The organism is Streptomyces cupreus, assembly GCF_014257025.1.
Classification (GTDB): domain Bacteria; phylum Actinomycetota; class Actinomycetes; order Streptomycetales; family Streptomycetaceae; genus Streptomyces; species Streptomyces cupreus.
Genome location: NZ_JACMSF010000028.1, coordinates 32081 through 53374 on the forward strand (window position 1 = coordinate 32081; position 21294 = coordinate 53374).

Here is a 21294-nt window from a genome sequence, read left to right on the forward strand (position 1 = left end):
GGGGACTTGGGACCCTGCCGCTCATTTTCCCCAGGGGGTTCGCCCGCAACGCCGTCAGGCCCTGGGCCGTCTTGGACATCAAGCGATCAAACCGGACAGCCCACGAGGACGACGCGACCCTGGCGGCGAAGCCCACCGGTGGCCCCATTTCGGGGCCAGAGCCCTGGGAGTGGGGGCGCCGTGCTGCCCTACGTCAACGGAGACGAGCGCGCTCCCGGTGCGTGGACTCGTCCCGCTGCCTCACCTGCTGCGGACCCGTTGCGGAGCGAAGGCGCATCCGTCCGCGTCTTCCTTGGGTTACTTGGCGAGGAAGTTGAGGAGGGCAGTGTTGACGTCGTCGGCGTGGGTCCAGAGGAGGCCGTGGGGGGCGCCTTCGATGCGGACGTAGTCGGCTTGGGGAAGGAGGGCGTGGAAGGGGTCGGCGGTGGCTTCGATGGGGAGGATGCGGTCGGCGGTGCCGTGGAGGATGAGGGCGGGGACGTTGATCTTGGGGATGTCGTTGCGGAAGTCGGTGGTCCAGGTGGGGACGGCAGCGCGGGAGGCGTATGCCGATGCGCCGGCGGCGGTGTTCCAGTTGGAGCGGACGACGTCTTCGCTGATGCGGGTGCCGAGGTTCTCGTCGAGGTTGTAGAAGGCCTGGTAGAAGTCTGTGAAGTAGGCGTAGCGGTCTTCGGTGACGGCGGTCAGGATGCCTTCGAAGACGGTGCCGTCGACTCCGGTGGGGTTGTCGTCGGTCTTGAGGAGGTAGGGCTCGAGTCCGGCGAGGAAGGCGGCCTTGGCGACGCGTGCGGAGCCGTAGGTGCCGAGGTAGCGGCCGACTTCTCCGGTGCCCATGGAGAATCCGACGAGGATGGTGTCGGTGAGATCGAGGGTTTCCATCAGGGTGTTGAGGTCGGCTGCGAAGGTGTCGTAGTCGTAGCCCGTGGTGGGCTGGCTCGACTGGCCGAAGCCGCGGCGGTCGTAGGTGATGACGCGGTGTCCGGCCTCCAGCAGGGCGGGGAGCTGCTTCTCCCAGGAGTGCCCGTCCAGGGGGTAGCCGTGGATGAGGACGACGGGCTGTCCGGTGCCGTGGTCTTCGTAGTAGAGGTTGATGTCGGTGCTGTTTTCCTGGCCGACGGTGATGAACGGCATGGTCTTCTCCTGGGGAGTGTGAGTGGCGCCAGTAGGACAGGGCGGGGTATTTCCCATGACGGGGTAACGCAGTTGCGTATGTCAGCGGGTGGTGGCGTGGGCAGCGTTTTGGATGATGCTGCTGACGGCGTCGGGCTGGGAGACGGAGACGGCGTGAGAGGCCTTGATCTCGGAAGTGTGGGCGTGGGCGCGGTCGGACATGTAGCGCTGTGCGGCCGGGGGGATGTTGAGATCCTGGGTGGCGATGAGGGACCAGGCGGGGATGGTCTTCCAGGCAGTCTTGGTGGCCTTTTCCTCAAGGGCGGCAGCGGCGATGGGGCGCTGCGTGGCGGCCATGAGGGCAGCCTGGCCGCGGGGGACGTCCGCGGCGAACTGCTGGCGGAACTTGTCGGCCTTGATGCGGAGGTCGTTGCCGGTGGTGCCGTCGGGGAGGGTGTAGGAGGTGGCTTCGATGACGTTGCCCAGCGTGCTGCCGGGATACTTGTTGGACAGTTCGAGGGAGCTTTCGCCCTGGTCGGGAATGAAGGCGGCGATGTAGACGAGTGCCTTGACCTTGTCCTCATTGCCGACTGCGGCGTTGGTGATGACGGTTCCGCCGTAGGAGTGGCCCACCAGGACGACGGGGCCGCTGATGGTGTCCAGGACGCTTCGGAGATAGGCGGCGTCGGAGGCGGGACCGCGGAGCGGGTTGGCGGTCGCGATGACCGGGTAACCCGACTTCCTCAGCCGTTCGATCACGCCGTTCCAGCTTGAGGCGTCGGCGAACGCACCGTGCTCCAGCACGATCGTCGGCCTCACTCCGCCCGGCTTGCCGCCTTCCACTGTGCCGGCCGCAACCGCGCCTGCCGAACCCGGGAATGTCGCCATTCCCACGGCCGCCAAGGTCGCCACCGCCGCTGAAGCTCCCGCCAGCGAACGATTGCGAGATGGACGGGAAGACTGTGTGTGGTTCATGACCTGCTCCTTCACGAAGGCATGCGAATGCAGCGTGGGGCGTTCTCGGCTTGTGCTGTGCACTGCTGCGGGGCCTGCACCGGTGGGTAGGTTTCGCTCCGCCCGGGGGCAGCGGACCCTGGATGACTCGAAGATCACGTCATACGGACGGGGAGGCATGACCCCGCCCCGCTTAAAGCTGCTGCGTTGCGTTAAGGCAACCGTAGGCCCCTTCGCCTCTTAATGCAACACCTTAGCCTTAGGCTGCCCAGGGGCTGGCTTCTTCCTACGGTGAAGACGCTGAAGTCGAGCCGGAACGCGGCCGTTTCGCCGGCTGGGCGGTGAGGCGTGTACAGCAGTGCGCTTCCACGACAACTGCCCCCCGTCCATGGTTGATCCCGGACCGCGGGCAGGGTTGTCGAGCGGCCCGACCAGTCAGCGACTCAGAAGTGCTCGCAGGGCGGCAGCAACATCCGCTGGAGCTTCCTCCGCCATGAAGTGGCCCGAGGTCACCGTGGTGTGCTGGAGATCAGTGGCCCAGGAGCCCCACAGTGCGGCAGCATCGAAGCCGAGGGCCGCGCCCCAGTCCTGCTGGAGCACGCTGACAGGCATCTTCAGCTGATTGCCGGCCGCGCGGTCCGCCTGGTCGTGCTCGACATCGATGGCCGCGGAGGCACGGTAGTCGGCAACGATCGAAGGCACCGCGCCCCGGCAGGCCTCCAGATAGGAGGCGCGGATGTCGGCGGGAATCGCCTGCGGGTCGTTCGTCCAGATGTCGAGGAAGTGGCCGAAGAAGGCATCCGGGCTGGCCGCGATCAACTGCTCGGGCAGTCCCGGCTGTTGCGCCATGAGGTAGAGGTGGAAGCCGACGGACGCCGTGACACCGTGCATCACATCCCACATGTCCAGAGTGGGCAGCACATCGAGGCAGGCAAGGTGGGTGATCTTGTCGGGGTGGTCGAGGCCCGCACGGAAGGCCACCAGGGCACCGCGGTCGTGCCCGGCCAGGGCGAAGCGCTCGTAGCCCAGTGCCTCGGACACGGCCACCATGTCGGCGGCCATGGTGCGCTTGGAGTAGACAGTGCCGTCGGTGTCCACAGGCTTGTCGCTGTCCCCGTAGCCCCGCAGGTCGGGACAGATCACGGTGTGGTCTGCCGCGAGGTCGGCAGCGACATGCCGCCACATCAGGTGAGTCTGCGGGAAGCCATGGAGCAGTACGAGAGGAGCGCCCGAGCCGGTCACAGCCACGTTCAGCGACACATCGTCGGCGACGTTGATCCGGTGGTAATCGAAGGTGGCGACGGTTTGTGCCATGAGCGGGGTTCTTTCTGTCGACGAGCTGGTCCTTCAACCCTGCCTGCCCCGGATGAGCATCGGATGAGCAGGCGATAGCGTGACCCCGGCAAGGCGGAGAGGGGCCGGGCGGTGAGCGTGACCTTCGGAATCCTCGGGCCGGTGACGGCCTGGGGCGCGGACGGCTGCCCGCTCGCCCTCAAGGGGCCCCGGCACCGTGCGGTCCTGGCCCGTCTGATCATTGCCCGGGGCCAGGTCGTTCCAGTGACGCGTCTGGTGGACGACCTGTGGCTCACGCCGCCCCCGAAAGCAGTCGGGGCCGTCCGTACATTCGTATCCGCATTGCGGCGGGCCCTGGAACCGCAGCGTTCTCCCCGTGCGCCGGCCCGTCTGCTGGTCACGGACGGACCGGGCTATGCGCTGCGGGTCGAGGACGATCGTGTCGACAGCCGACGGTTCGAGCAATCGGTCGCTGCGGCCGCTGCGCTCCCTGCGGAGCAGGCCCTGTCCCGGCTGCAGGAAGCGCTGGCTTCCTGGCGAGGCCCTGCTCTGGCCGACTTCGCTGAAGAAGGATGGGCTCGTACGGAGCGCTCCCGCCTCAGTGAACTACGGCTGCATGCTGTGGAGCGACAGGCCAATGTGCTTCTGGCTCTTGGACGTGCCGCCGAAGCCGTGCCCGATCTGGACGCGCATGTCACCGAACACCCGTGGCGCGAAGACGGATGGCGGCTGCTGGCCACCGCGCTGTACCGGACCGGCCGTCAAGGAGATGCGCTGGCCGTATTGCGCCGGGCACGCACGCTCCTTGTCGAGCAGTTGGGTGTGGATCCGGGTCCGGCACTGCGCGGTCTTGAGGCGGACATTCTGGCCCAGGACCGTCGCCTCGACCCGCCTCCCGGCCGCGGCGACACGGCGCAGAAGGTGTGGGCGGACGCGGCTGCCGCATACGACCGCACCGTGAGGCCAGGCACCCGGGCCCGGCTGGAATCCACGGTGGGCCTGCTGCGCAATCTCGCCGTCACCGGAGGCGGCGGCCTCGAAGTCGCCCGGCGGCATCGCATCGCCACCATCGCCGCAGCCGAAGAGCTCGGCGACCCAGAACTGACTGCCCGGGTGATTGGCACATACGACGTTCCGGCCATCTGGACCCGCGTGGACGACCCCCAGCACGCAGCGGGCGTCGTCTCCTCAGCGGAGCGTGCCCTGCAGGAGCTTCGGCCCGGGCATCACGACGCTGCCCGTGCCCGTCTGCTGGCCACCATTGCCCTGGAGTCGCGAGGGACACGCTCGGCACGAGGCCTGCAGGCCGCTCAGCAAGCGGAGCAGATCGCCCGGCGACTGGATGACCCTGCGCTCTTGGCGTTCGCTCTCAACGGCGTCTTCATGCAGACGTTCTACCGGGCGGGCCTGTCCCCGCGCCGGGACCAGACGGGCACGGAACTGATCGGCCTGTCCGCAAGACACGGCATGGTCACCTACGAGGTTCTCGGCCACCTCATTCGGCTTCAGGCCCGCAGCGCCATAGGGGACTTCTCCGGGGCGGACCGCCACGCCGCCGCGGTAGATCGCCTGGCCGAGCGTAACGAGCTGCCCCTCGCCAGCGTCTTCACCGCGTGGTACCGGGCCTTGCGTCTCTCCCTGACCGATTCCATGCCTACTGCCGAAGCAACCATCCGCGACGCGGCGGCCCGCCTTGACGGGGTGGGCATGCACGGTCTGGAGGACGGCCTGCTGCCAATGGCCCTGCTCTGTCTGCGGCTCCTGCACGGGCAGCCCCCTCAGACTGAGACACATGACCACACCAGCTGGGGACCTCATGAGCCCTGGGCCATGCCCCTGGTGCTTCTCGCCCGCGGCGACCGCGCCGAAGCCGCAGCGCGACTGCGCAAGATGCCCGAGCCCCCTCCCGGCCTGCTGTTCGAGGCTCAGTGGAGTCTCGTGGCGCAGGCTGCGATAGCGGTAGGCGACCGGGCCATGATGGAGCGTGCGCACACCATGCTCCTGCCTGCTGCGAGGGAATGGGCCGGGGCGGGAAGCGGCCTACTCACTACAGGCCCTGTGTCACGGCATCTGGGCGACCTCACCACCGCGCTCACATCCCACACCGGCCCCGCTGAAAGCTGAGGGTCTGTTGTGAAAGTGCTGGTCACAGCCACTCGTTGAGGATGCGACCAGCACGGTTGCCTTGTAGCGACGGCGAGTTCCACACCAAGGGACGGGCGTGGCGGCGGTCCGGGGTCGAGCGTCGCTGTCTGCCGTACAGGGTGTCTTCCGCGAGAGGCTGAGTGCCGTCACAGCGGCGACGGAGAGGGCGGCGACGGCCAGACCGTAGAGAAGGACGGCCGTCGTCAGCCCGTACAGCGTGGTGGCGGCGCCCGCGGCGATGGCGGGGATGCTCATCGAGAGGTAGCTGAGCACGTAGTAGGCCGCCAGGGTTGCAGCCCGGTCCTTCGCGGAGACGGGCGCGAGCGTCATGCGTACGGCGCCCTGGGACACGGCACCGAATGCGACGCCGGCCAGGATCGCCCCAGCGAACACCAGGGCCACACTCCCGGCATACATCCCGGTAAGTGTCAGCGTCACTGCGGGTACGACTGCGCTGCCCCCGACGAGCGCCGCGGTGACCGGGCGCAGGCGTCCCGCCGCCCATACCGTGAGCGCCGCCGCTGCGGAGACGGTGAAGAAGATCATTCCCCCCGCTGCGCGAGGCGCATCGGGGGCCACGAGGCGGACGAGCGCGGGGCCGAGGGAGGAGTAGTACCCGCCGAGGGCCCATACCGCCGTGACTCCCGCACCGCTGACCAGCAGAGCATGCCGGGCAGGGCCTGGCAGCGAGACTCGGGGCCTCAGGGAGTGCAGGGCGCCTTGGTGCCTGCGCACCGTCTCCGCGGAGAAGAGCACCGCAACAGACTGAACCAGGAAGAGAAGGGCCAGCAGCAGGAACACGGTGATGGTGGGGCCGGGCACGAAGCGGATCAGGACAGTGGCCACCAAGACGCCCGCAGCCATTCCGGCCACAGGAGCCACGCTGTTGGTCAGGGCGGCTCTGCCAGGGTGCTTCCGGCCCTCCTCGAGATCGAGGAGGGCCGCGCCGGCCGCGGCGGTGGCCGCGCCGGTAGCCATGCCTTGCAGTATCCGGGCGGCGGTCAACGAGCCGGGACCGTCGGCCTGGGCGAAGAGGACCATGGAGGTGGCCTCCGCTGCCAGCGCACCCGCCAGTACCGGGCGCCGCCCGACGTAGTCAGAAAGTGCGCCCGTGGTGAGCAGGGCCAGAAGGAGTGCCAGCGCGTACGCGCTGAAGACCATGGTGACTGTCAGCGCAGACAGGTCCCATTGCTCCTGGTAGATGGGGTAGAGCGGCGTCGGTGCGCTTGAGGCGGCCAGCAGGGCGACCAGAATCGAGGCGTCCAGCAGGTAGGACATCCGCGCCGCCCTGCGGGCGGGGTACGTGGAGACGCCGTTGCCAGCGCTGGGCATGAAGCTCCTTCCCGAACAACTTAAAGCTATTGATTTGCTTTAAGCCAATGTAGCCCTTACCGTCCCCTAAGGCAAACCTTTTGCTTTTACACTGGTGGTGGGGCGCACGCTCCGCCACTTCGGTCCGATGGGGAGAGAGGCGCTCATGTCTGCCGATGAACTCACGCCGCCGCAAGCGGCCCAATGGGCCGCCCGCGCCGGGCTGCCGCTGCCGGATGACCGCCACGCTGCCGTGGCCGCCACCGCCAACCACATCCACCGCGTCGTCTCAGTCCTGCGGGAACTCGACTTCGGTGACACACCTCCGGCCGCCGCGTTCTACGCGGGAGAGGATGCCTCCCGTGCAACCGTATGAACTGTCCCTGGCCTCAGCGGCCCAGAGCATCCGGGCACGGCAGCTGTCGTCCGTCGAACTGGTCGACTCCGTACTGGGCCGGATCGAGGAGACAGAGCCGCATCTGCAGGCCTACGTCACGGTGATCGCCGAACGCGCCCGCCTTGCCGCGCACAAGGCGGAGCGCGCTGCCGCAGCAGGACACTTCACGGGCCCGCTCCACGGCATCCCGATGGGCCTGAAGGACCTGATAGACACCGAAGGAGTGGCAACCACAGCCAGTTCGCAGGTCCGGGCGGACCACCGGGCGGACACAGACAGCACGGTCGCCGCACAGCTGGCAGAAGCGGGCGCGGTGCTGGTCGGCAAGACCCACACCCACGAATTCGCGTACGGCCTCACCACGCCACAGACGCGGAACGCCTGGGGCCAGGACCGAGTCGCCGGCGGTTCCAGCGGCGGGTCGGCCGTGGCCGTGGCCGCCGGTGCGGCCACGTTCGCACTGGGGACCGACACCGGCGGTTCGATCCGTGTGCCGTCCGCGCTCAACGGAGTCGTCGGGCTGAAGCCGACGTACGGTCTCGTCTCCCGGCACGGCGTGACGTCTCTGTCCTGGTCGCTCGACCATGTCGGCCCCATCACACGAACCGTCGAGGACGCATCGCTGGTGCTGGCCGCCCTTACCGGGCACGACCCGCGCGACCCCGCCTCCCTGCACGTGCCCCCGGCCGACTACCGGCTGGACAAGGACCAGGACCTCACGGGGCTGCGCATCGGTGTGCCGGGCAACTACTACTTCGATCACGTCGACCCCGAGATCGAGGCCGCCGTCCGGCAGGCCATCGCCCGGCTGAAGGATCTCGGCGCCCTGCTCATCGATGTTGAGATCCCGATGACGCGCTACATTCAGGCGATCCAGTGGGGCCTGATGGTCCCCGAGGCCACGGCCTACCACGAGCGGACGATGCGGTCCGTTCCTGAGCTCTACGCCGATGACGTCCGCATCCTCCTCGAAGCCGGCGAGCTGATGCCTGCGGGTGACTACCTGCGCGCCCAGCGGGCCCGCACGCTCATGCAGCAGGCCTGGCGGGACATGGCGGGAGCGGTCGACATCATCGCCGCCCCGACGGTCCCCTCGACCGCAGCGAAGGCCGGACAGGAAACCGTCACCTGGTCGGACGGCACGGTCGAGAGCGTCTCCGACAGTTACGTACGGCTGTCGGCACCCGCGAACATCACGGGAGTGCCGTCCCTGACCCTGCCGGTGGGCCATGACCGGGCAGGCCTTCCGATCGGCATGCAGCTGATCGGGCACCCTCTGGGCGAGGCCACCCTTCTGCGGGCCGGACACGCCTACGAGCGCAGCGAGGCCCCACGCCCGGTGGCTCCCGCGCGATGAGCTTGGCGTGCTTCCCCCCTTCGTCCAGGGGGCGAGGGCAGGAAGGACACCGCCCGGCCACGAGTGATCCAAGCCCACCCGGTCCACGTGACCAGGCCGGCTCATATCCGCCACCGAAGGAGAACATGATCCACATCAGCCGCCGGTGCAAGGCGGACCCGACTGAAACAACTGCTTCATGCGAAGGTGGTCAGCATGCCCAAACCAATGGTGCGTCCCGGCGGGCGCAGCGCCAGGGTGCAGCAATCCGTGCACGCGGCCGTTAACGAACTCGTCGCCGAGGTGGGGCGCGACGCACTCACCGTGCCGATGATCGCCGCACGCGGCGGAGTCACCCCGTCAACCATCTACCGTCGCTGGGGCGATCTGCGTGAGCTGCTCTCGGACGTCGCTGTCGAGCATCTGCGACCGGACAGCGAACCGGCCGACTTGGGCAGCCTGGGTGCCGATCTGGGCGCCTGGGCCGAACAGTTCCTGGACGAGATGGGGTCTGCCGTCGGCCGGACCTACATCCGTGACGCACTGCTCGGCGACCAGGACGGAACGAACGCCAGCCGGTGTTCGGACTACGCAGCCGAGCAGATCGTGATCATGCTCGACCGCGCCGTCGCGCGGGGTGAGACCGTTCCTCCTGTGGAGACCGTCATCGACCAGGTCGTGGCGCCGATGATGTACCGCATTCTCTTCCGTCCGAGTGTGCTCGACACCGCGTACGCCCGCAGGTTGGTGGACAGCTGTCTGCGCGGAGCGTCATAGGTCCTTCTCCCGCCTCCCCCGTCCACAAGGTGAGCGCGGGAAGGTCACCGCGTGGGCGTAAGTGGTCCTTGCTGATGACGACGCGCGCCGAGAAGGTGCCCTGCCGTCAGGTGGGCAACATACCGGCTCCGCATTGTCGGCCCGGCGCAGCGCGGTGCTCAGCGCGGCCTCCGGCTCGGTCACCAGCCGCCACGCAGCAGTCCTCGCCAGGGGATTGCTGTGCGCGGCGGCCCAGCGAATCAGACGCACAGGAGTGGGCCGGCTCGCCAACCGCTCAAGGACCGCCTGCAGTCCGGAGCTTCGTCCGCTGTACGGGAGTGTCGGCGAGCCCGCCATCTGCCGCGGCTCTTTCGCTCACGGCGAAGATGGCGGTTGTGGTGCCCGTCCCTGGCCTCAGCTTCAGCACCAGAAGTGATCCAGAACCCCATTCCGAAGTTCCCGTACACGGCCCCGTGACCGGCCCCATCGTTACGATGGCGATCGTATGACCGGACGTGCGAGGAGTCAGTGGTGAACGAAGGAAGGGGCCCCTACCGCGCAATCGGTGAAAGCCTCGCTGCTGGCCGCGAGCGGGCCTTCGTCGGGCGTCACGCGGAAATCGCCTTGTTCCGAGCCGCGCTGGCCGGAGATCCCGGAGCCTGCACCGTGCAATACCTGCACGGCCCGGGCGGCATCGGAAAATCCACGCTGCTGCGCAGGTTCGCCATGGAGGCCCGCGCGGCCGGCCGGCCGGTGGTCGAAGTCGACGGCCGCACCATCACCCCAACCCCGGAGGCCTTCGCACTGGCGGCGCGAAGGGCGATCGAGGCGCCCGGGGCCGTGCTGCTCGTCGACACCTTCGAACGCTGCCAAGGCCTTGAAGGATGGCTGTGGGATCACTTCCTGCCGAAGATTCCGGTGGACAACCGCGTCGTCATCGCGGGCCGACTGCCCCCAGACCCCGTGATGACCAGCGACCCCGGTTGGGCCGGACTGCTTCAGATCACCGCGCTTCGCAACCTCGCTCCCCAAGACGCCGCCGAGTTCCTACGGGTCCGGCGGGTACCGCCGCGGGCCCACGCGGCGCTGCTTTCCTTCACCGGCGGCAACCCGCTGGCGCTGGCGCTGGCAGCCGCCGTCGCGGTGCAGGACGAGGCGGCGGCACCACTGTGGAAGCCCAGCCACGACGTCATCGCGACCCTGCTGCCCCAGCTGATCGGGAACACCCCCGACGAACTGCGGCGCAAGGCGCTGGAAGTATGCGCCCACGCCTACGTCACCTCGGAGTCGCTGCTGCGCTCCTTACTGGGTGAGCGCACCGCCGATCTGTTCTCGTGGCTGCGCCGCCAGCCATTCGTGGAAGCGACCGCGAGCGGCTTGTATCCGCATGACGCGGTACGCGAGGTGCTGGAAGCGGATCTGCGGTGGCGCGACCCTGAGGGGTTTGCCACGATGCACCACGCCATGCGCGAACAGCTACTGGAGCGTCTGCGTTCCGCGCCGGAAGCGGAGATGCTCCAGGCCACGGGCGCTCTGATCTACTTGTTCCGGACCGACCGGTCGATGTCGGACTTCAACGGATGGCGCGAATCGGGCCTGGTGGAGGACCGAGCTTACGCAGCGGGTGACCGGCAACGGGTGCTGGACCTCGTGCGCGAGGCGGAAGGCGCGGAGTCCGAGCGGATCGCCTCGTTCTGGCTGGACCGCCAGCCGGAATCCTTCCGTGTCTACCGCTCCACCCAGTCCGGCCGGCTCAACGCGTTCTCGGCCTGGCTGCGGCTTTCCGATCTCGAGGGGACGGACATTGACCCGGTCGTCGCGGCCGCCTGGGCACATGCGCGCGCGACAGGCCCGCTCAGGCCGGGCGAGCATCTGGGAATGGCCCGCTTCTCGGTGGCAGACCAGGCGTATCAGCGGCCGTCGGCGCCCATGACTCTGACCCAGTGGCGCGCCACCGGAGAGATGATCCGGGCGCGACGGCTCGCCCATTCGTACGTGGTGATGCGCGATGACGGTTTCTGGAATGCCCACTTGGGCGACATCAACATGCTGCCCATCGACGCCCGCCCCAAGGTGGGCGGCAACGCGTACGCCTTGTTCTCACACGACTGGCGTGTCCAACCCGCCGGGCCCTGGCTGCAGGAGAAGAGCAGGGCGATGCTGACGGGCTCACCCATGGTCCAGGTGCGGCAGGCGGCTTCGGGTGAACTGAATGTCTTGTCCCAGCCCGAGTTCGAGGTCGCCGTGCGCAATGCCCTGCGGTCGCTGCGGCAGCCTGAGCTCCTTGAGGCAAACCCGTTGCAGCGCAGCCGCTTGGTGGCCGAGAGCGGCCAGCCGCTGGCCGAGATACTGCAACGGGCGGCGAACGCGCTTTTGGACGAGCGCGGAGGCGACAAGCGCCACCGCGCCGTGATGACGACCTACTTCAGGGGCGCGCCGACTCAGGAGGCCGCTGCCGAACGTCTGGGCCTTCCCTTCAGTACCTATCGACGCCATCTCACCGCAGCTGTCGAGCGCATGTCCCAGTTGCTGTGGCACCACGAACTCAGGGGCACCGCGATCACCCGCACCTGACGTCCTGTCACCGACTCGGTCCGGTGGATCGTCAGGGTGTTCAGCCTCCGCTTGAAATGCGCGACGGGGGCGCCTCTGGCCGTCCCGCGACAAGCTGCCGCGCGCGCTGCCACACCGCCCTCGCGGTTTCCCTGTCACCCGCGTGCAGGTGAGTGTCTCCGAGTCGGAGCAGCGTCCCCACTGCCGTGTACGCGTCGCCGGTCTCAGTCATCAGGTCCAGCGCCGTGCGGTAGCAGTCCACGGCCGCCTCGTAGTCTCTGAGGTGGTGTCGCACGTGCCCCAGACTGGCCCAGGCGTATGCCTCATGCTGCGGGACGTCCAGAGGCCGGAAGCACTCCACGGACCTGCGACAGTATGGGAGTGCTTCAAGGTGCCGGCCAAGGAGCGTCAGGCTCCAGCCGACCGCATTGCAGCTCTCTGCCTCCAACAGCCGGTCCTGGGACTGCTCCGCCAGGCGCAGCGCCTCCAGGGAGCGGAGCAGAGCGGCGTAGTCCTGGCCTGCATTGTGCGGGAGCGCGGCGAACTCAAGGTGGACGCGGGCGCGTTCGACGTCCTGGGCGCGCACAAGGGCCTCTGCGGTGTCGAGGTGCTGGAAGGCTTCTTCGTGCTGGTGCATTCTGCCTAGGCTTGCGGCCATGGCCCGGTGAAGCCTCGACTGCTCGGCGGAATCCGCGCCGCGCTCGGCTGCTGCAAGTGCGACGCTCAGGACCGCGATCGCCTCGAAGGAGCGGCCCTGCGTGGTGAGGTAGCTGTACAGGGGCCAGGCCAGTTGGCAGGCGTAGGAGTCGAGGCCGGTCTCGGCTTCCTGTCGCAGGCACGCCTGGAGCACACGCTCCTCCGTGCAGTACCAGCGCATCATCTCGTCGAGGCCGACGAATCGTTCTGGGGTAACCGGATCTGACGGCTCCGTGATGTTGTGCACGTCATGCCCGAGCCGCGGGTCACCGGCGGAGGCTGTGTGGAGATAGTGGTTGTACATACGCCGGGAAGCTTCGTCGCGTAGTTCGTTCGTCTCGTGCTGTTGGGTGAGTTCTCTCGCATACGTCTTCAAGAGGTCGTGGAAGACGAAGCGGCCGACCCTGGTTTCGTTGATCATGCGTGTCCGGGTGAGCTCGGTCAGCAGGCGGCGTGTCGTGGACGGGAGCAGGCCGGCAAGGCTTGCCGCGGCTGCGGTGGAGACGTCGGGGCCAGGGTGGAGGGCCAGCAGGCGGAACAACCGGGCGGCGGGCGGCGTCAGGGCCTGGTACGACCAGGAGAAGACCGTCCGTACGTCGGCAGTGTCGTCCGTTCCTGACCACGCGTCGAGGCTGCTTTTGGTGGCGCGCATTTCGTCAGCAAGGGAGCGCAGTGAGAAACCCGGATGCAGTGTGGCCCGCGCGGCGGCAATGGCCAGAGCCAGGGGCAACCGGGCGCAGCTGCTGATGATCTCCTCGACGGCCTGCGGTTCGTCACGGACTCGTATCGCTCCTAGACGCCGGGTCAGTACTTCCCTCCCTTCTGAGACGGGCGGCACGTCCAGGTTCAGTGCCTGTACCCCCTCCATGGTGACAAGGCCGTGCAGTTGGTTGCGGCTGGTGACGATGGCCATGCATCCAGGTGCCGCTGGGAGGAGGGGCCGGACCTGGTTCTCGTCGCGTGCGTTGTCCAGAACGATCAGGACCCGTAGGCGGGCTAGCAGCGTACGCAGCAGTGCGGTACGCGCGCCGCGAGCGGAAGGCAGGGACACGAGTGAAACACCCAGGGCGGTGAGGAATCCGTGAAGTGCTTCCTCGGGGTCCATGGCGGGGCCGTCCGCGCCGAACCCGTTCAGGTCGACGAAGAGCTGTCCGTCGGGGAAGCGGTCGCTCACCTGGTGGGCGAAGTGCAGGGCGAGCGTGGTCTTGCCGACGCCGGGGACACCGCCGATTACGGTGATCGACGGTGCTGTGCCTCCCCGCTCGGCGTCCGGCAGCAGGTCGTGCAGCAGGTCGAGTTCGGCCTGGCGTCCGGTGAAGAAGGCTGAATCAGCCGGCAACTGAGCGGGCCTGGCCATAGCAGGTCGCTCCAACCGATCGTTCGGCTCGCTCTGAGCGGTGAGCGGATCGGGCCCCGGTGGCCCCACCGCGGCGGGCGCCACGTCTGCTGCCGGGCGGGCCTCGCCGTGGGCTTCCGGGGTGAAGCCCACGTGGAGCTCCGGCTGGTCATGGCCGAGGGCGAACCCTGGCTGTGCCATCCGCTTGATGAAAGCGAAGTCGTGGCGCAGGATCGCCTCCTGCAGGCCTCTGATTCGGGGGCCGGGCAGTAGGCCGAGCTCGCTGGACAGATACGCACGAAGCTGTTCGAAACGCGCCAGCGCGTCAGCGTGACGGCCGGTGAGGTAGAGGGCGCACATCAGCAGACTCCAGGCCACCTCCCTCAGCGGCTGGCGTGCGGTGAGCGCTTCCGCGGCGGTCACGGCAAGTTGGGGGGCCGCGTCATGGACCAGCGTGCAGATGTGCAGTTCCTCGGCCGCCCCCCAGGCGGCTTCCATCTGAGCCGCGTACCGGGTCGCGAAGGGGTAGTCGCGGGCATCCTCAAGCGGCGTTCCCCGCCACAGAGTCAGGGCGCGCTCTACCTCTCGGCGGGCGTCTCGCACCCGGCCTCTTGCCAGCGCATGGGCCGCCTGCCTCACGCCGTGCTCAAACTGCACTGTGTCCAGGCTCTCGCGAGGAACGCGCAGCGCATACCCCCGGGACTCCCTCACCAGCAGACCCGCCTTGCCGTGAGGAAGGCGCCTCGGCTCCAGCACGGAGCGGATCCTGCTGACGTTGGCCTGCAGGGATGCCACGGCCCCCGACGGCGGGCGCCCTGCCCATAGGTCCTCGCAGAGGCGGTCGATGGAGACCGCCCGTCCCTCCTCCAGTAGCAGCCGCACCACAAGCACGCGCCGTTTCGGCGGTCCGAGGTCCAGATCGGCCCCGGCCCGCCTCACTGCCAGCGGGCCCATGAGACCACACCAGAGGCCTCCAGCTGTGCTGTCCACCGTCCGCTCCTCAACCAAATCCCGCTCCTTGGCCGCCCCCGGGCGGCGTCCTCCAAGACCGGCGACGGCCGGCGCTGCTCTGCGTGACGCAGCAGCTTCACGCGCTCGACGTCGCCCGGCACCGCTGCCTTTGGGGCGCTCAGCTCTGCGCCCAGAACCGTTCAAAGGCTGCCGCTGCCACATCAGTGCGCTCGTGCATCCACAAGTGGCCGCGCCCGGCAAGTCCTCGCGCTGCTCGACGAACGTGCAGGTCGTCACCGGCGCCGACAGCCGCCTGGTGGTGGCGATCGGGCTGCCGCTGCCCGGCAGCCGCAACGACTGCCGGGCGTTCACGGGCCCGGCGTCGACCGGGCCTGTCGGCGGAGCACCGATCATCGCCGACGGCGGATGCCAGGCACCGGCCTGCCCATCCCGCACCGCAAACGCCCCGCGGGCAGACACAACTCACCCGCAACAAGAAGCGGAGAACGCCGTCCATCGCCGGGCGCGAGCACGGTGGAGCACGCCCTGTCCCGGTTGAAGAACGGGATCCTGCGCGACTGCCGGCTCAAGGCAACGGCGCCCACCAGGCCACACTCGGCATCGCCCGGCTCCACAAATCGAACGAGCGCAGCGGCTCCCGGCCACCGTTCCTCCGCTCGCCCTGCCCTGACCCCACAGGCGCGGCGGCTTGCCGCCGCGTCGGCGAGCTCCGGTGTCAGTGCGCCTCAATAGTCGCCAGCAGCTGCACACGGTCGAGGCCGGGGTAGGCGTAGCAGGGGCCTCCAGCCCCGAGTTCACTGATGCGCTCCACCAGTCCCGGTCGGGCCAGCACCTCTGCTGGGCCGGCGAGCATGCAGCCGACCTCGGCGTAGCTCCGCAGCACCCAGGGGTCACGGAGGCGGACCGCGTCCAGCATGCTGCGCAGGTTCCAGTCGCCGTCGTCAGTTGTGTAGCTCTCGCCGCGGATCTCGGCATCGATCTCGGCGAGCCGGTGCTCGTCCCAGTTCAGGGATCCGCGCCAGATGGGCTCAAGCAGTTCCTTCGTGTCACGGTCAAAGTGCTGTGCGAGCTCGACCGGGTTGTACGGCCCGAACTTGCGGAGGGATTCCCGGAGCAGCAGGGCATGGCGGACCCCCATCGTCATGCCCATGCCGTTCTGTGGGTTGGTGGTGGCCCATGAGTCGCCGACCGCTACGAGTCCCGTGACCACCGGTGTCTCATCCACGATGTATGTGCGGCGCCTGCTTTCGGTCCCGCCCATGACATTGACCCCGGTGATCGGTTCGCCGGCCAGCCAGTGCGCAACGTCGGGATAGCCAGCGGCAACTCGGGTCCACACGCCCGCGTCCTTGAGACCTCTCAGCTGTTGGTCACGGCCGGAGGTGACGAGAGTGAGCGACCACGTTCCGTTGTCCCCGGGCGCGGTGATGGCCGAGACGCTGTTGTAGTGAAAGATGGGCCACGTCGGCTGGGCGGGCAGGTCACCGGTCTGGGAGCGGAAGTAGCGGGTGTAGTAGCGGAAGCCGACGTTGGTCCGCTCTTCCGTCGGCGTGGCACCGATGTCGGCGAGCAGGGTGGGTATCTGGGTACTGCGGCCGGTGGCGTCCACCACGAGGTCAGCGGTTATCGTCTCACCGGTGTTGGTGATCACCCCCACGACGTGGGGAGCCCCGAGCGTCCGAGCGTCGCCGGTCACCAGGCCGGTGACTCTCACATCACACCTCACGGTGATGCCCGGCGTCTCGCTCGCCTCCGCGAACAGGACCATCTCCAGGACGGGGCGCCTGGCGGCAACGGTCTCGAAGCGCCAATCGCCCTCCTGGCGTTCACCGACTTCGCCGACCCCGAAGGCCCCGCCGATCATGTTGTGCGGCCGTCCCCCGGCGGCCAGCAACCGGGCTGCGGCAGATGGAAGTTCCCGGGCCAGCGTCTGGTAACCGGCCGGCATGAAGATGTGCGTGTGCCCGAACTGGGCAACGCCCGGTCGTTTCCATTCCCCGGCGAACACGGCGGCCTCTGTACGGGAGTCGGCGGGGTCACGGTCCAGCACGGTCACGCGATGTCCATCCGCAGCGAGAAGCATCGCGGTGACGAGCCCCACCGGGCCGGCGCCGAGCACAAGAGTGTGTGGCATGAACAGACTCCTCTGGTTAGTCGGTGCCGCCACTGTGTCTGCAGAAACTGCTCATCTCCCAGACCGAAAGATTGCTCAGTTTTGGCTTCCTCAGGCAGGCAGGAGCATCGGCCCCGCGTCCTCGGGCAGTTCTCCGCACGCCGTGCACTCCGCTGGAGGTTGTCGTGATCTCGGCGGATGATCCGAAGTGGATGGGTTACGGCTTCATGCAGGTGCTTGCGACATGCTCCGACGTAACGGGACGTTTGTTGCGGCCTGGTGTCTCATCGATCGTCGAATCCGGGTCGGCGTCGTCCCGTGCAGACCGCGGAGCTATCAGATCGGGCGTGGTGCCGTCAGGGGTGGAGGACGCCGCGGCTTTGGAGGATGGTGCGCAGTGCGCGCATGGCGTAGTGGCTGCGTGATTTGACGGTGCCGGGGCGTACGCCGAGGGTTTCGGCGGCTTGGGCGATGCTGTAGGCGCGGTAGTGCATGAGCGTGATGGCGTCCCGTTGGGCAGGCTTGAGCTGGTTGAGGGCGTCCAGGACAACCTGTGTGGTGAGCATGGGCTCGATCGCGTCGTTGACGGTCAGGCCGACGTCGTCCACGGGTGGGGTCTCCTGGGGCCTGACGGCCCGGGCCCGGTGGTGATCGACGGCGAGGTTGCGCACGACGGTGAACATCGAGGGCCGTATCGCAGTGTCAGCTCAAGTGCGGTGTCTGGGAACTGAGATGAGTTCCGCGAGATCGGCGTAGCAGGGACCGGGCCGGGCTGAGGGGTCAGCCTCTGCCGCCAGGCGAACCGATCGAGTCAGCAAGGCGTGGGCCAGACCGGCCGTAGTCGGCCCTGGCCCGGCCGGCACCTCTGGGGCTTCCATCGCGCGGGAGGGGGCCCGCCGGCCCCTGCCCGCTCGCACCTGGAGCCGTTCCTCCCAGGCGGTGATCCCGTGGAGAAGCGGTGTCAAGGAGCTCTCGGTGAGACGGTCGAGGCGCATGGCGACCTCGTCGGGCACGCCCTGCCGCACGGCATCCCTCAACAGGACAGCATGCAACAGGCCCATCGAGGGTCCGAGTCCGAGCAGCGGATTGACAGCCCCCCACGCGTCGCCGACGCTCACCGTTCCCGTCGCAACCGGCTGGCCGCCGCGGACGAACCGCCGATAGCAGCTCTCCAGCCGGGAGGTCACCCACACCCCGGGAAGAACCGGTTCGCCGAGCCGAGGCAGCCACGACGCATAGCGTGCGGCTACGCGGTTCCGCATGGACAGCTGGCCCAGGGCGTACAGCTCGATGTCGTCGTCGTTGATGCACAACGTCATCGACCGGTGCCCACGCCTCGTCGAAGCCACCGCGGCAGATACGCCGTCGAAGTGGTGCAGCGACCATGTCCCGGGATCGGTGGTGCTCTCCGGCGAACTGAAATGGCGTGTGTAGAACCGGAATCCGGCCTGCTGGTGCTCCTCCAGCGGTCTGGGAGCGCCGACATCGCTCAGCCACTTGACCATCTCCGAGCCACGGCCGGTCGCGTCGACGACCAGATCGGCAAGAACGGCCTGAACGGTGTCGGTCAGTACCCCCTGGATGTGCGGCCTGCCGCGGAGGCGTTCCGTGCCGACCAGCAGAGAGACAGCACTGATCCCGTGCTCAACTGTGATCCCGTCGGTTCGCGCGAGCTCCTCCCGGAGCACTGAGCAGACGAACGCCCGCGGCGCCACCCGGTCCGTCTCCTCGTCGCCGAGGAGAGGCGCAAGCCTTCGGGCGGCTTCGGGCAGTTCCTGGGCCAGGGCGTTCATCGCTGCGGGCAGAAGGAGAATCGGCGGCTCGTCGGCCGCCCCGGCCCGGCGTAAGCGCCAGGGAACCGGTCGACACCATCGGATCCTGCCGGCGAGCGCACAGTCTGAGGCCGCTTGTCGAGAACCGTCACCCGGTGCCCCTCGCCCGCCAGCAGCAAGGCGGTCACTGCGCCAACGGGACCCGCACCGCACACCACGACATGCATCTCTCAGCCCTCCGTCTGACCGAACGACGAGAGCGTGCCTGTGCGTGTTGCTCACTTCACAGATCGGCTTCGTGCTCAAAAAGCGCCATCAGGGTGAGCAGGCAGTTGTCCAGTCGGCGCTGGCAGTGAGCCGTCGGCCGACGCAACTCCCGCTGCTCCTGAGCCACCGCGGCAATGCGAGCGGCACGGATGGCGTGCTCAGGGTCAGGAGCGGGCAGTGCGTCCAGCTCGTAGGCATCACGGCACCACACAGCCCCTTCAGGCAGGTATGCCCAAGCGTCTGGTCAGCCCATTGAGGAAACGAATGCGTGCGTCGAACTCCTCGGGCGAGTAGCGGAGCGCCTGCCATGCCTCAATCGCGAGGGCGTCCGCGCGAACGCGCAGGGCGTCGCCCGCTTCCGTGGTTGACACAAGTACTTGACGTCCCTCGCTCCGGCTCCGCTGCCTGTGCACGTATCCCGTGAGTTCCAGTCGCTTGACAAGCGGCGAGAGTGTGCCGGAGTCCAGGCTGAGGGTTTCGCCCAGATCCTTGATTCCAAGCGGCCCCTGGGCCCAGTGCACCCGCAGGACCAAGTAGTGCGGATCAGTAAGTCCAAGTTCGGCCAGGGACGGACGGTAGAAGTTGGCCAGGACCCGTGCAGCCACGTATAGGGGGAAGCCAGGGTCGTCGCGCAATGCTCGGTCGTTGTGTTGAAGGTGAGCCGATGCAGGGCCGGCACAGTTGCCGTGGAGGATCTCCCGTCGCCGCACGTGTACCGGTCGTGGACGACCGGGTCGCGGTATGTGCCGATGCGTCACACTCAGCTGAATGCCGATCTCGGCGTTGGACAGGCCCGAGGCGATCAGCAGGGGTACCTAACGCTCCCGGGCGTCGAAACGTCCAGGCCCGCGCACACCGTCGTCGGTACGGACGCATTGCCCGCGCAGGCGCTTCAACCGATGTGTGACAGCGGGAGTCAGGATTCTGTCCGGCCACGACACCCTTCGCGGCGGTGATCGCGCCGAGTCCGGCCTGTCCGCAGTCGGTGGGGCTGGTGCCGGCGCCCTCCCTGATGGAACGGCCCCGGCCCAGTGTCGTACCCATAGACATCGGCAGGCCGCCCGGGATGGATGGGCTGACAGCGACGTGGCTGATCACCTCGTCGGACGGATACCGACCACCGGCTCCAGCCGGAAGGCGTCGCCCCTGGTGACCACACGGCCCGCGGTCGGCGGGGGAAAATGGGTACCGAGGACCAGCGTCCCGGTGTCGGCGACAGCGGCAAGCAGTGCGCGGCGCGTGATTTCTGCCTGTGCAGGGCCGATGTCGACACAGCTGCCGATGTCCGGATGCGCGAACTGTACGGGGTGGTGGATGCAGTCACCGGTGATCAGCGCCTTGGCATCACCACCGCTGATCTGTACCGCCACATGACCGGGAGTGTGCCCGGGAGTCGGTATCAGGCGCACCCCGTCGGCGATGTCGATCCCCCCGGTCGGCACCTCGACCCGATCGAGGAGCCCGGCGTCCTGGATCGGGTATACGGAGTCAATGAACATGTTGCGCCGCGGCTCGTCCATGTCGTAGGCGGCCCAGAAGTCGTACTCCGTCTTCGAGGTCACGTAGCGCGCGTTGGGAAAGGTGGGTACCCAGGCGTCGCCCTCGGCTTGTGTGTTCCATCCGACGTGGTCGGTGTGGAGGTGCGTCAGGACGACCCGGTCAATGGAGTCCGGGGGAAAGCCTGCGGCCGTGAGGCGGGCGAGATAGTCGGTGCGCAGGTCATGCCAGGCCGGGTTCGCGCGTGTCTTGCCGTTGCCTATTCCGGTGTCGACGAGAATGCGAAGCCCATTCACGACCAGCGCGAAGCTGTGGCTGTCGAGGTGCAGGATGCCGTCGCGGTCCGCGAAGTCGGGGCGGAGCCACTCCTGGCGGTTGACGACATTCTTGGTGGCGTGGGGCAGGAGCCAGGGACCCGTCTGCGGCGGCAGGCCCATCTCGTCGATGCGGTGGATCATGATGTCGCCGACGGCCCAGGGCGGGGCGGTGACGGGCGCGGCGACTTCGCTGAGCTGTGCTGGGCGCATGCGTGCTTCCATCATCTCTGGAGAAGGCGGTTGCCTGCGTGGGAACGCGCGGGGCCGGACAGGACCCCCGGCAAAAGCTATAGATTAGCCTTAAGGAAGAGTATGCCCCTGGGTACGTTAATGCAAGTTGTTAGCTTTAAGGGGCGCCCTGGCACGAGGGGGCCGCTGGCGCCGTCCTGCCGCCACTGTCAGCCCCATGCACCGACCGGCATCTGCCGCCAGGCAGGTGACCGAAGGGCAGTCATAGTTCTGGTCGTCG

The 21294-nt window shown here is 68.1% G+C and carries 16 protein-coding genes and 1 pseudogene; 6 read left to right on the forward strand and 11 right to left on the reverse strand.

What is annotated here, in order from left to right:
* Nucleotides 1-297 precede the first annotated feature (297 nt).
* The 3 genes from H4N64_RS24370 to H4N64_RS24380 form a co-directional block, all read right to left on the reverse strand.
* Nucleotides 298-1131, reverse strand: coding sequence for an alpha/beta fold hydrolase (locus H4N64_RS24370; protein WP_186284546.1), 834 nt, complete (start codon nucleotides 1129-1131; stop codon nucleotides 298-300).
* An 81-nt stretch (nucleotides 1132-1212) separates the two neighbouring features.
* Nucleotides 1213-2085 (reverse strand): alpha/beta fold hydrolase, encoded by an 873-nt coding sequence (locus H4N64_RS24375; RefSeq protein ID WP_186284547.1) that lies wholly within the window; start codon nucleotides 2083-2085, stop codon nucleotides 1213-1215.
* Between the two features lie 414 nt (nucleotides 2086-2499).
* Complete coding sequence (locus tag H4N64_RS24380; protein WP_186284548.1) at nucleotides 2500-3378, reverse strand: alpha/beta fold hydrolase; 879 nt, start codon at nucleotides 3376-3378, stop codon at nucleotides 2500-2502.
* Nucleotides 3379-3489: 111 nt separating this feature from the next.
* Here H4N64_RS24380 and H4N64_RS24385 point away from each other — a divergent pair, with 111 nt between their 5' ends.
* Nucleotides 3490-5481: a BTAD domain-containing putative transcriptional regulator gene (locus H4N64_RS24385; RefSeq protein ID WP_186284549.1), complete on the forward strand. Its 1992-nt coding sequence runs from the start codon at nucleotides 3490-3492 to the stop codon at nucleotides 5479-5481.
* Here the strand turns inward: H4N64_RS24385 and H4N64_RS24390 are convergent.
* Nucleotides 5419-6834 carry an MFS transporter gene (locus H4N64_RS24390; protein ID WP_186284550.1) on the reverse strand — a complete coding sequence of 472 codons (1416 nt, stop codon included), beginning with the start codon at nucleotides 6832-6834 and terminating at the stop codon, nucleotides 5419-5421. The two genes, H4N64_RS24385 and H4N64_RS24390, sit on opposite strands and share 63 nt — an antisense overlap.
* Before the next feature lie 145 nt (nucleotides 6835-6979).
* On the opposite strand from H4N64_RS24390, the gene H4N64_RS24395 reads away from it, so the two are divergent.
* The 4 genes from H4N64_RS24395 (at nucleotide 6980) to H4N64_RS24410 (ending at nucleotide 11876) form a co-directional block, all read left to right on the forward strand.
* Complete coding sequence (locus H4N64_RS24395; RefSeq protein WP_186284551.1) at nucleotides 6980-7189, forward strand: hypothetical protein; 210 nt, start codon at nucleotides 6980-6982, stop codon at nucleotides 7187-7189.
* Complete coding sequence (locus tag H4N64_RS24400) at nucleotides 7176-8567, forward strand: amidase family protein (RefSeq protein ID WP_186284552.1); 1392 nt, start codon at nucleotides 7176-7178, stop codon at nucleotides 8565-8567. Before H4N64_RS24395 ends, H4N64_RS24400 begins: the two co-directional genes overlap by 14 nt.
* A gap of 195 nt (nucleotides 8568-8762) precedes the next feature.
* Nucleotides 8763-9323, forward strand: coding sequence for a TetR/AcrR family transcriptional regulator (locus H4N64_RS24405; protein ID WP_260859937.1), 561 nt, complete (start codon nucleotides 8763-8765; stop codon nucleotides 9321-9323).
* A 510-nt stretch (nucleotides 9324-9833) separates the two neighbouring features.
* Complete coding sequence (locus H4N64_RS24410; RefSeq protein ID WP_186284553.1) at nucleotides 9834-11876, forward strand: ATP-binding protein; 2043 nt, start codon at nucleotides 9834-9836, stop codon at nucleotides 11874-11876.
* 40 nt (nucleotides 11877-11916) lie between these two features.
* On the opposite strand, the gene H4N64_RS24415 is transcribed toward H4N64_RS24410, so the two are convergent.
* Nucleotides 11917-15060 carry an AfsR/SARP family transcriptional regulator gene (locus tag H4N64_RS24415; RefSeq protein ID WP_336246794.1) on the reverse strand — a complete coding sequence of 1048 codons (3144 nt, stop codon included), beginning with the start codon at nucleotides 15058-15060 and terminating at the stop codon, nucleotides 11917-11919.
* A 22-nt stretch (nucleotides 15061-15082) separates the two neighbouring features.
* Between H4N64_RS24415 and H4N64_RS24420 the strand changes: the two are divergent.
* Nucleotides 15083-15473, forward strand: a pseudogene (locus H4N64_RS24420) (transposase); the annotation flags it as partial.
* A 101-nt stretch (nucleotides 15474-15574) separates the two neighbouring features.
* Here the strand turns inward: H4N64_RS24420 and H4N64_RS24425 are convergent.
* The 6 genes from H4N64_RS24425 to H4N64_RS24450 form a co-directional block, all read right to left on the reverse strand.
* Nucleotides 15575-16993 (reverse strand): FAD-dependent oxidoreductase, encoded by a 1419-nt coding sequence (locus tag H4N64_RS24425; RefSeq protein ID WP_186284555.1) that lies wholly within the window; start codon nucleotides 16991-16993, stop codon nucleotides 15575-15577.
* A 335-nt stretch (nucleotides 16994-17328) separates the two neighbouring features.
* Nucleotides 17329-17655, reverse strand: a complete 327-nt coding sequence (locus H4N64_RS24430; protein ID WP_186284556.1) for a sigma factor-like helix-turn-helix DNA-binding protein — start codon at nucleotides 17653-17655, stop codon at nucleotides 17329-17331.
* A 24-nt stretch (nucleotides 17656-17679) separates the two neighbouring features.
* Nucleotides 17680-18687, reverse strand: a complete 1008-nt coding sequence (locus H4N64_RS24435; RefSeq protein ID WP_186284557.1) for an NAD(P)/FAD-dependent oxidoreductase — start codon at nucleotides 18685-18687, stop codon at nucleotides 17680-17682.
* A 74-nt stretch (nucleotides 18688-18761) separates the two neighbouring features.
* Complete coding sequence (locus H4N64_RS24440) at nucleotides 18762-18971, reverse strand: FAD-dependent oxidoreductase (protein ID WP_186284558.1); 210 nt, start codon at nucleotides 18969-18971, stop codon at nucleotides 18762-18764.
* 258 nt (nucleotides 18972-19229) lie between these two features.
* A complete protein-coding gene (locus tag H4N64_RS46850; RefSeq protein WP_418896290.1) occupies nucleotides 19230-19769 on the reverse strand; it encodes a MarR family winged helix-turn-helix transcriptional regulator in 540 nt (179 codons plus the stop codon).
* A gap of 336 nt (nucleotides 19770-20105) precedes the next feature.
* Complete coding sequence (locus H4N64_RS24450; protein ID WP_186284560.1) at nucleotides 20106-21035, reverse strand: MBL fold metallo-hydrolase; 930 nt, start codon at nucleotides 21033-21035, stop codon at nucleotides 20106-20108.
* Nucleotides 21036-21294: the final 259 nt, after the last annotated feature.

Coding starts and splice junctions, on each gene's coding strand:
- H4N64_RS24370 (WP_186284546.1), bottom strand. CDS start 1,131: ATGCCGTTCATCACCGTCGGCCAGGAAAACAGCACCGACATCAACCTC.
- H4N64_RS24375 (WP_186284547.1), bottom strand. CDS start 2,085: ATGAACCACACACAGTCTTCCCGTCCATCTCGCAATCGTTCGCTGGCG.
- H4N64_RS24380 (WP_186284548.1), bottom strand. CDS start 3,378: ATGGCACAAACCGTCGCCACCTTCGATTACCACCGGATCAACGTCGCC.
- H4N64_RS24390 (WP_186284550.1), bottom strand. CDS start 6,834: ATGCCCAGCGCTGGCAACGGCGTCTCCACGTACCCCGCCCGCAGGGCG.
- H4N64_RS24395 (WP_186284551.1), top strand. CDS start 6,980: ATGTCTGCCGATGAACTCACGCCGCCGCAAGCGGCCCAATGGGCCGCC.
- H4N64_RS24405 (WP_260859937.1), top strand. CDS start 8,763: ATGCCCAAACCAATGGTGCGTCCCGGCGGGCGCAGCGCCAGGGTGCAG.
- H4N64_RS24415 (WP_336246794.1), bottom strand. CDS start 15,060: ATGTGGCAGCGGCAGCCTTTGAACGGTTCTGGGCGCAGAGCTGAGCGC.
- H4N64_RS24425 (WP_186284555.1), bottom strand. CDS start 16,993: ATGCCACACACTCTTGTGCTCGGCGCCGGCCCGGTGGGGCTCGTCACC.
- H4N64_RS24430 (WP_186284556.1), bottom strand. CDS start 17,655: ATGTTCACCGTCGTGCGCAACCTCGCCGTCGATCACCACCGGGCCCGG.
- H4N64_RS24440 (WP_186284558.1), bottom strand. CDS start 18,971: ATGCATGTCGTGGTGTGCGGTGCGGGTCCCGTTGGCGCAGTGACCGCC.
- H4N64_RS24450 (WP_186284560.1), bottom strand. CDS start 21,035: ATGCGCCCAGCACAGCTCAGCGAAGTCGCCGCGCCCGTCACCGCCCCG.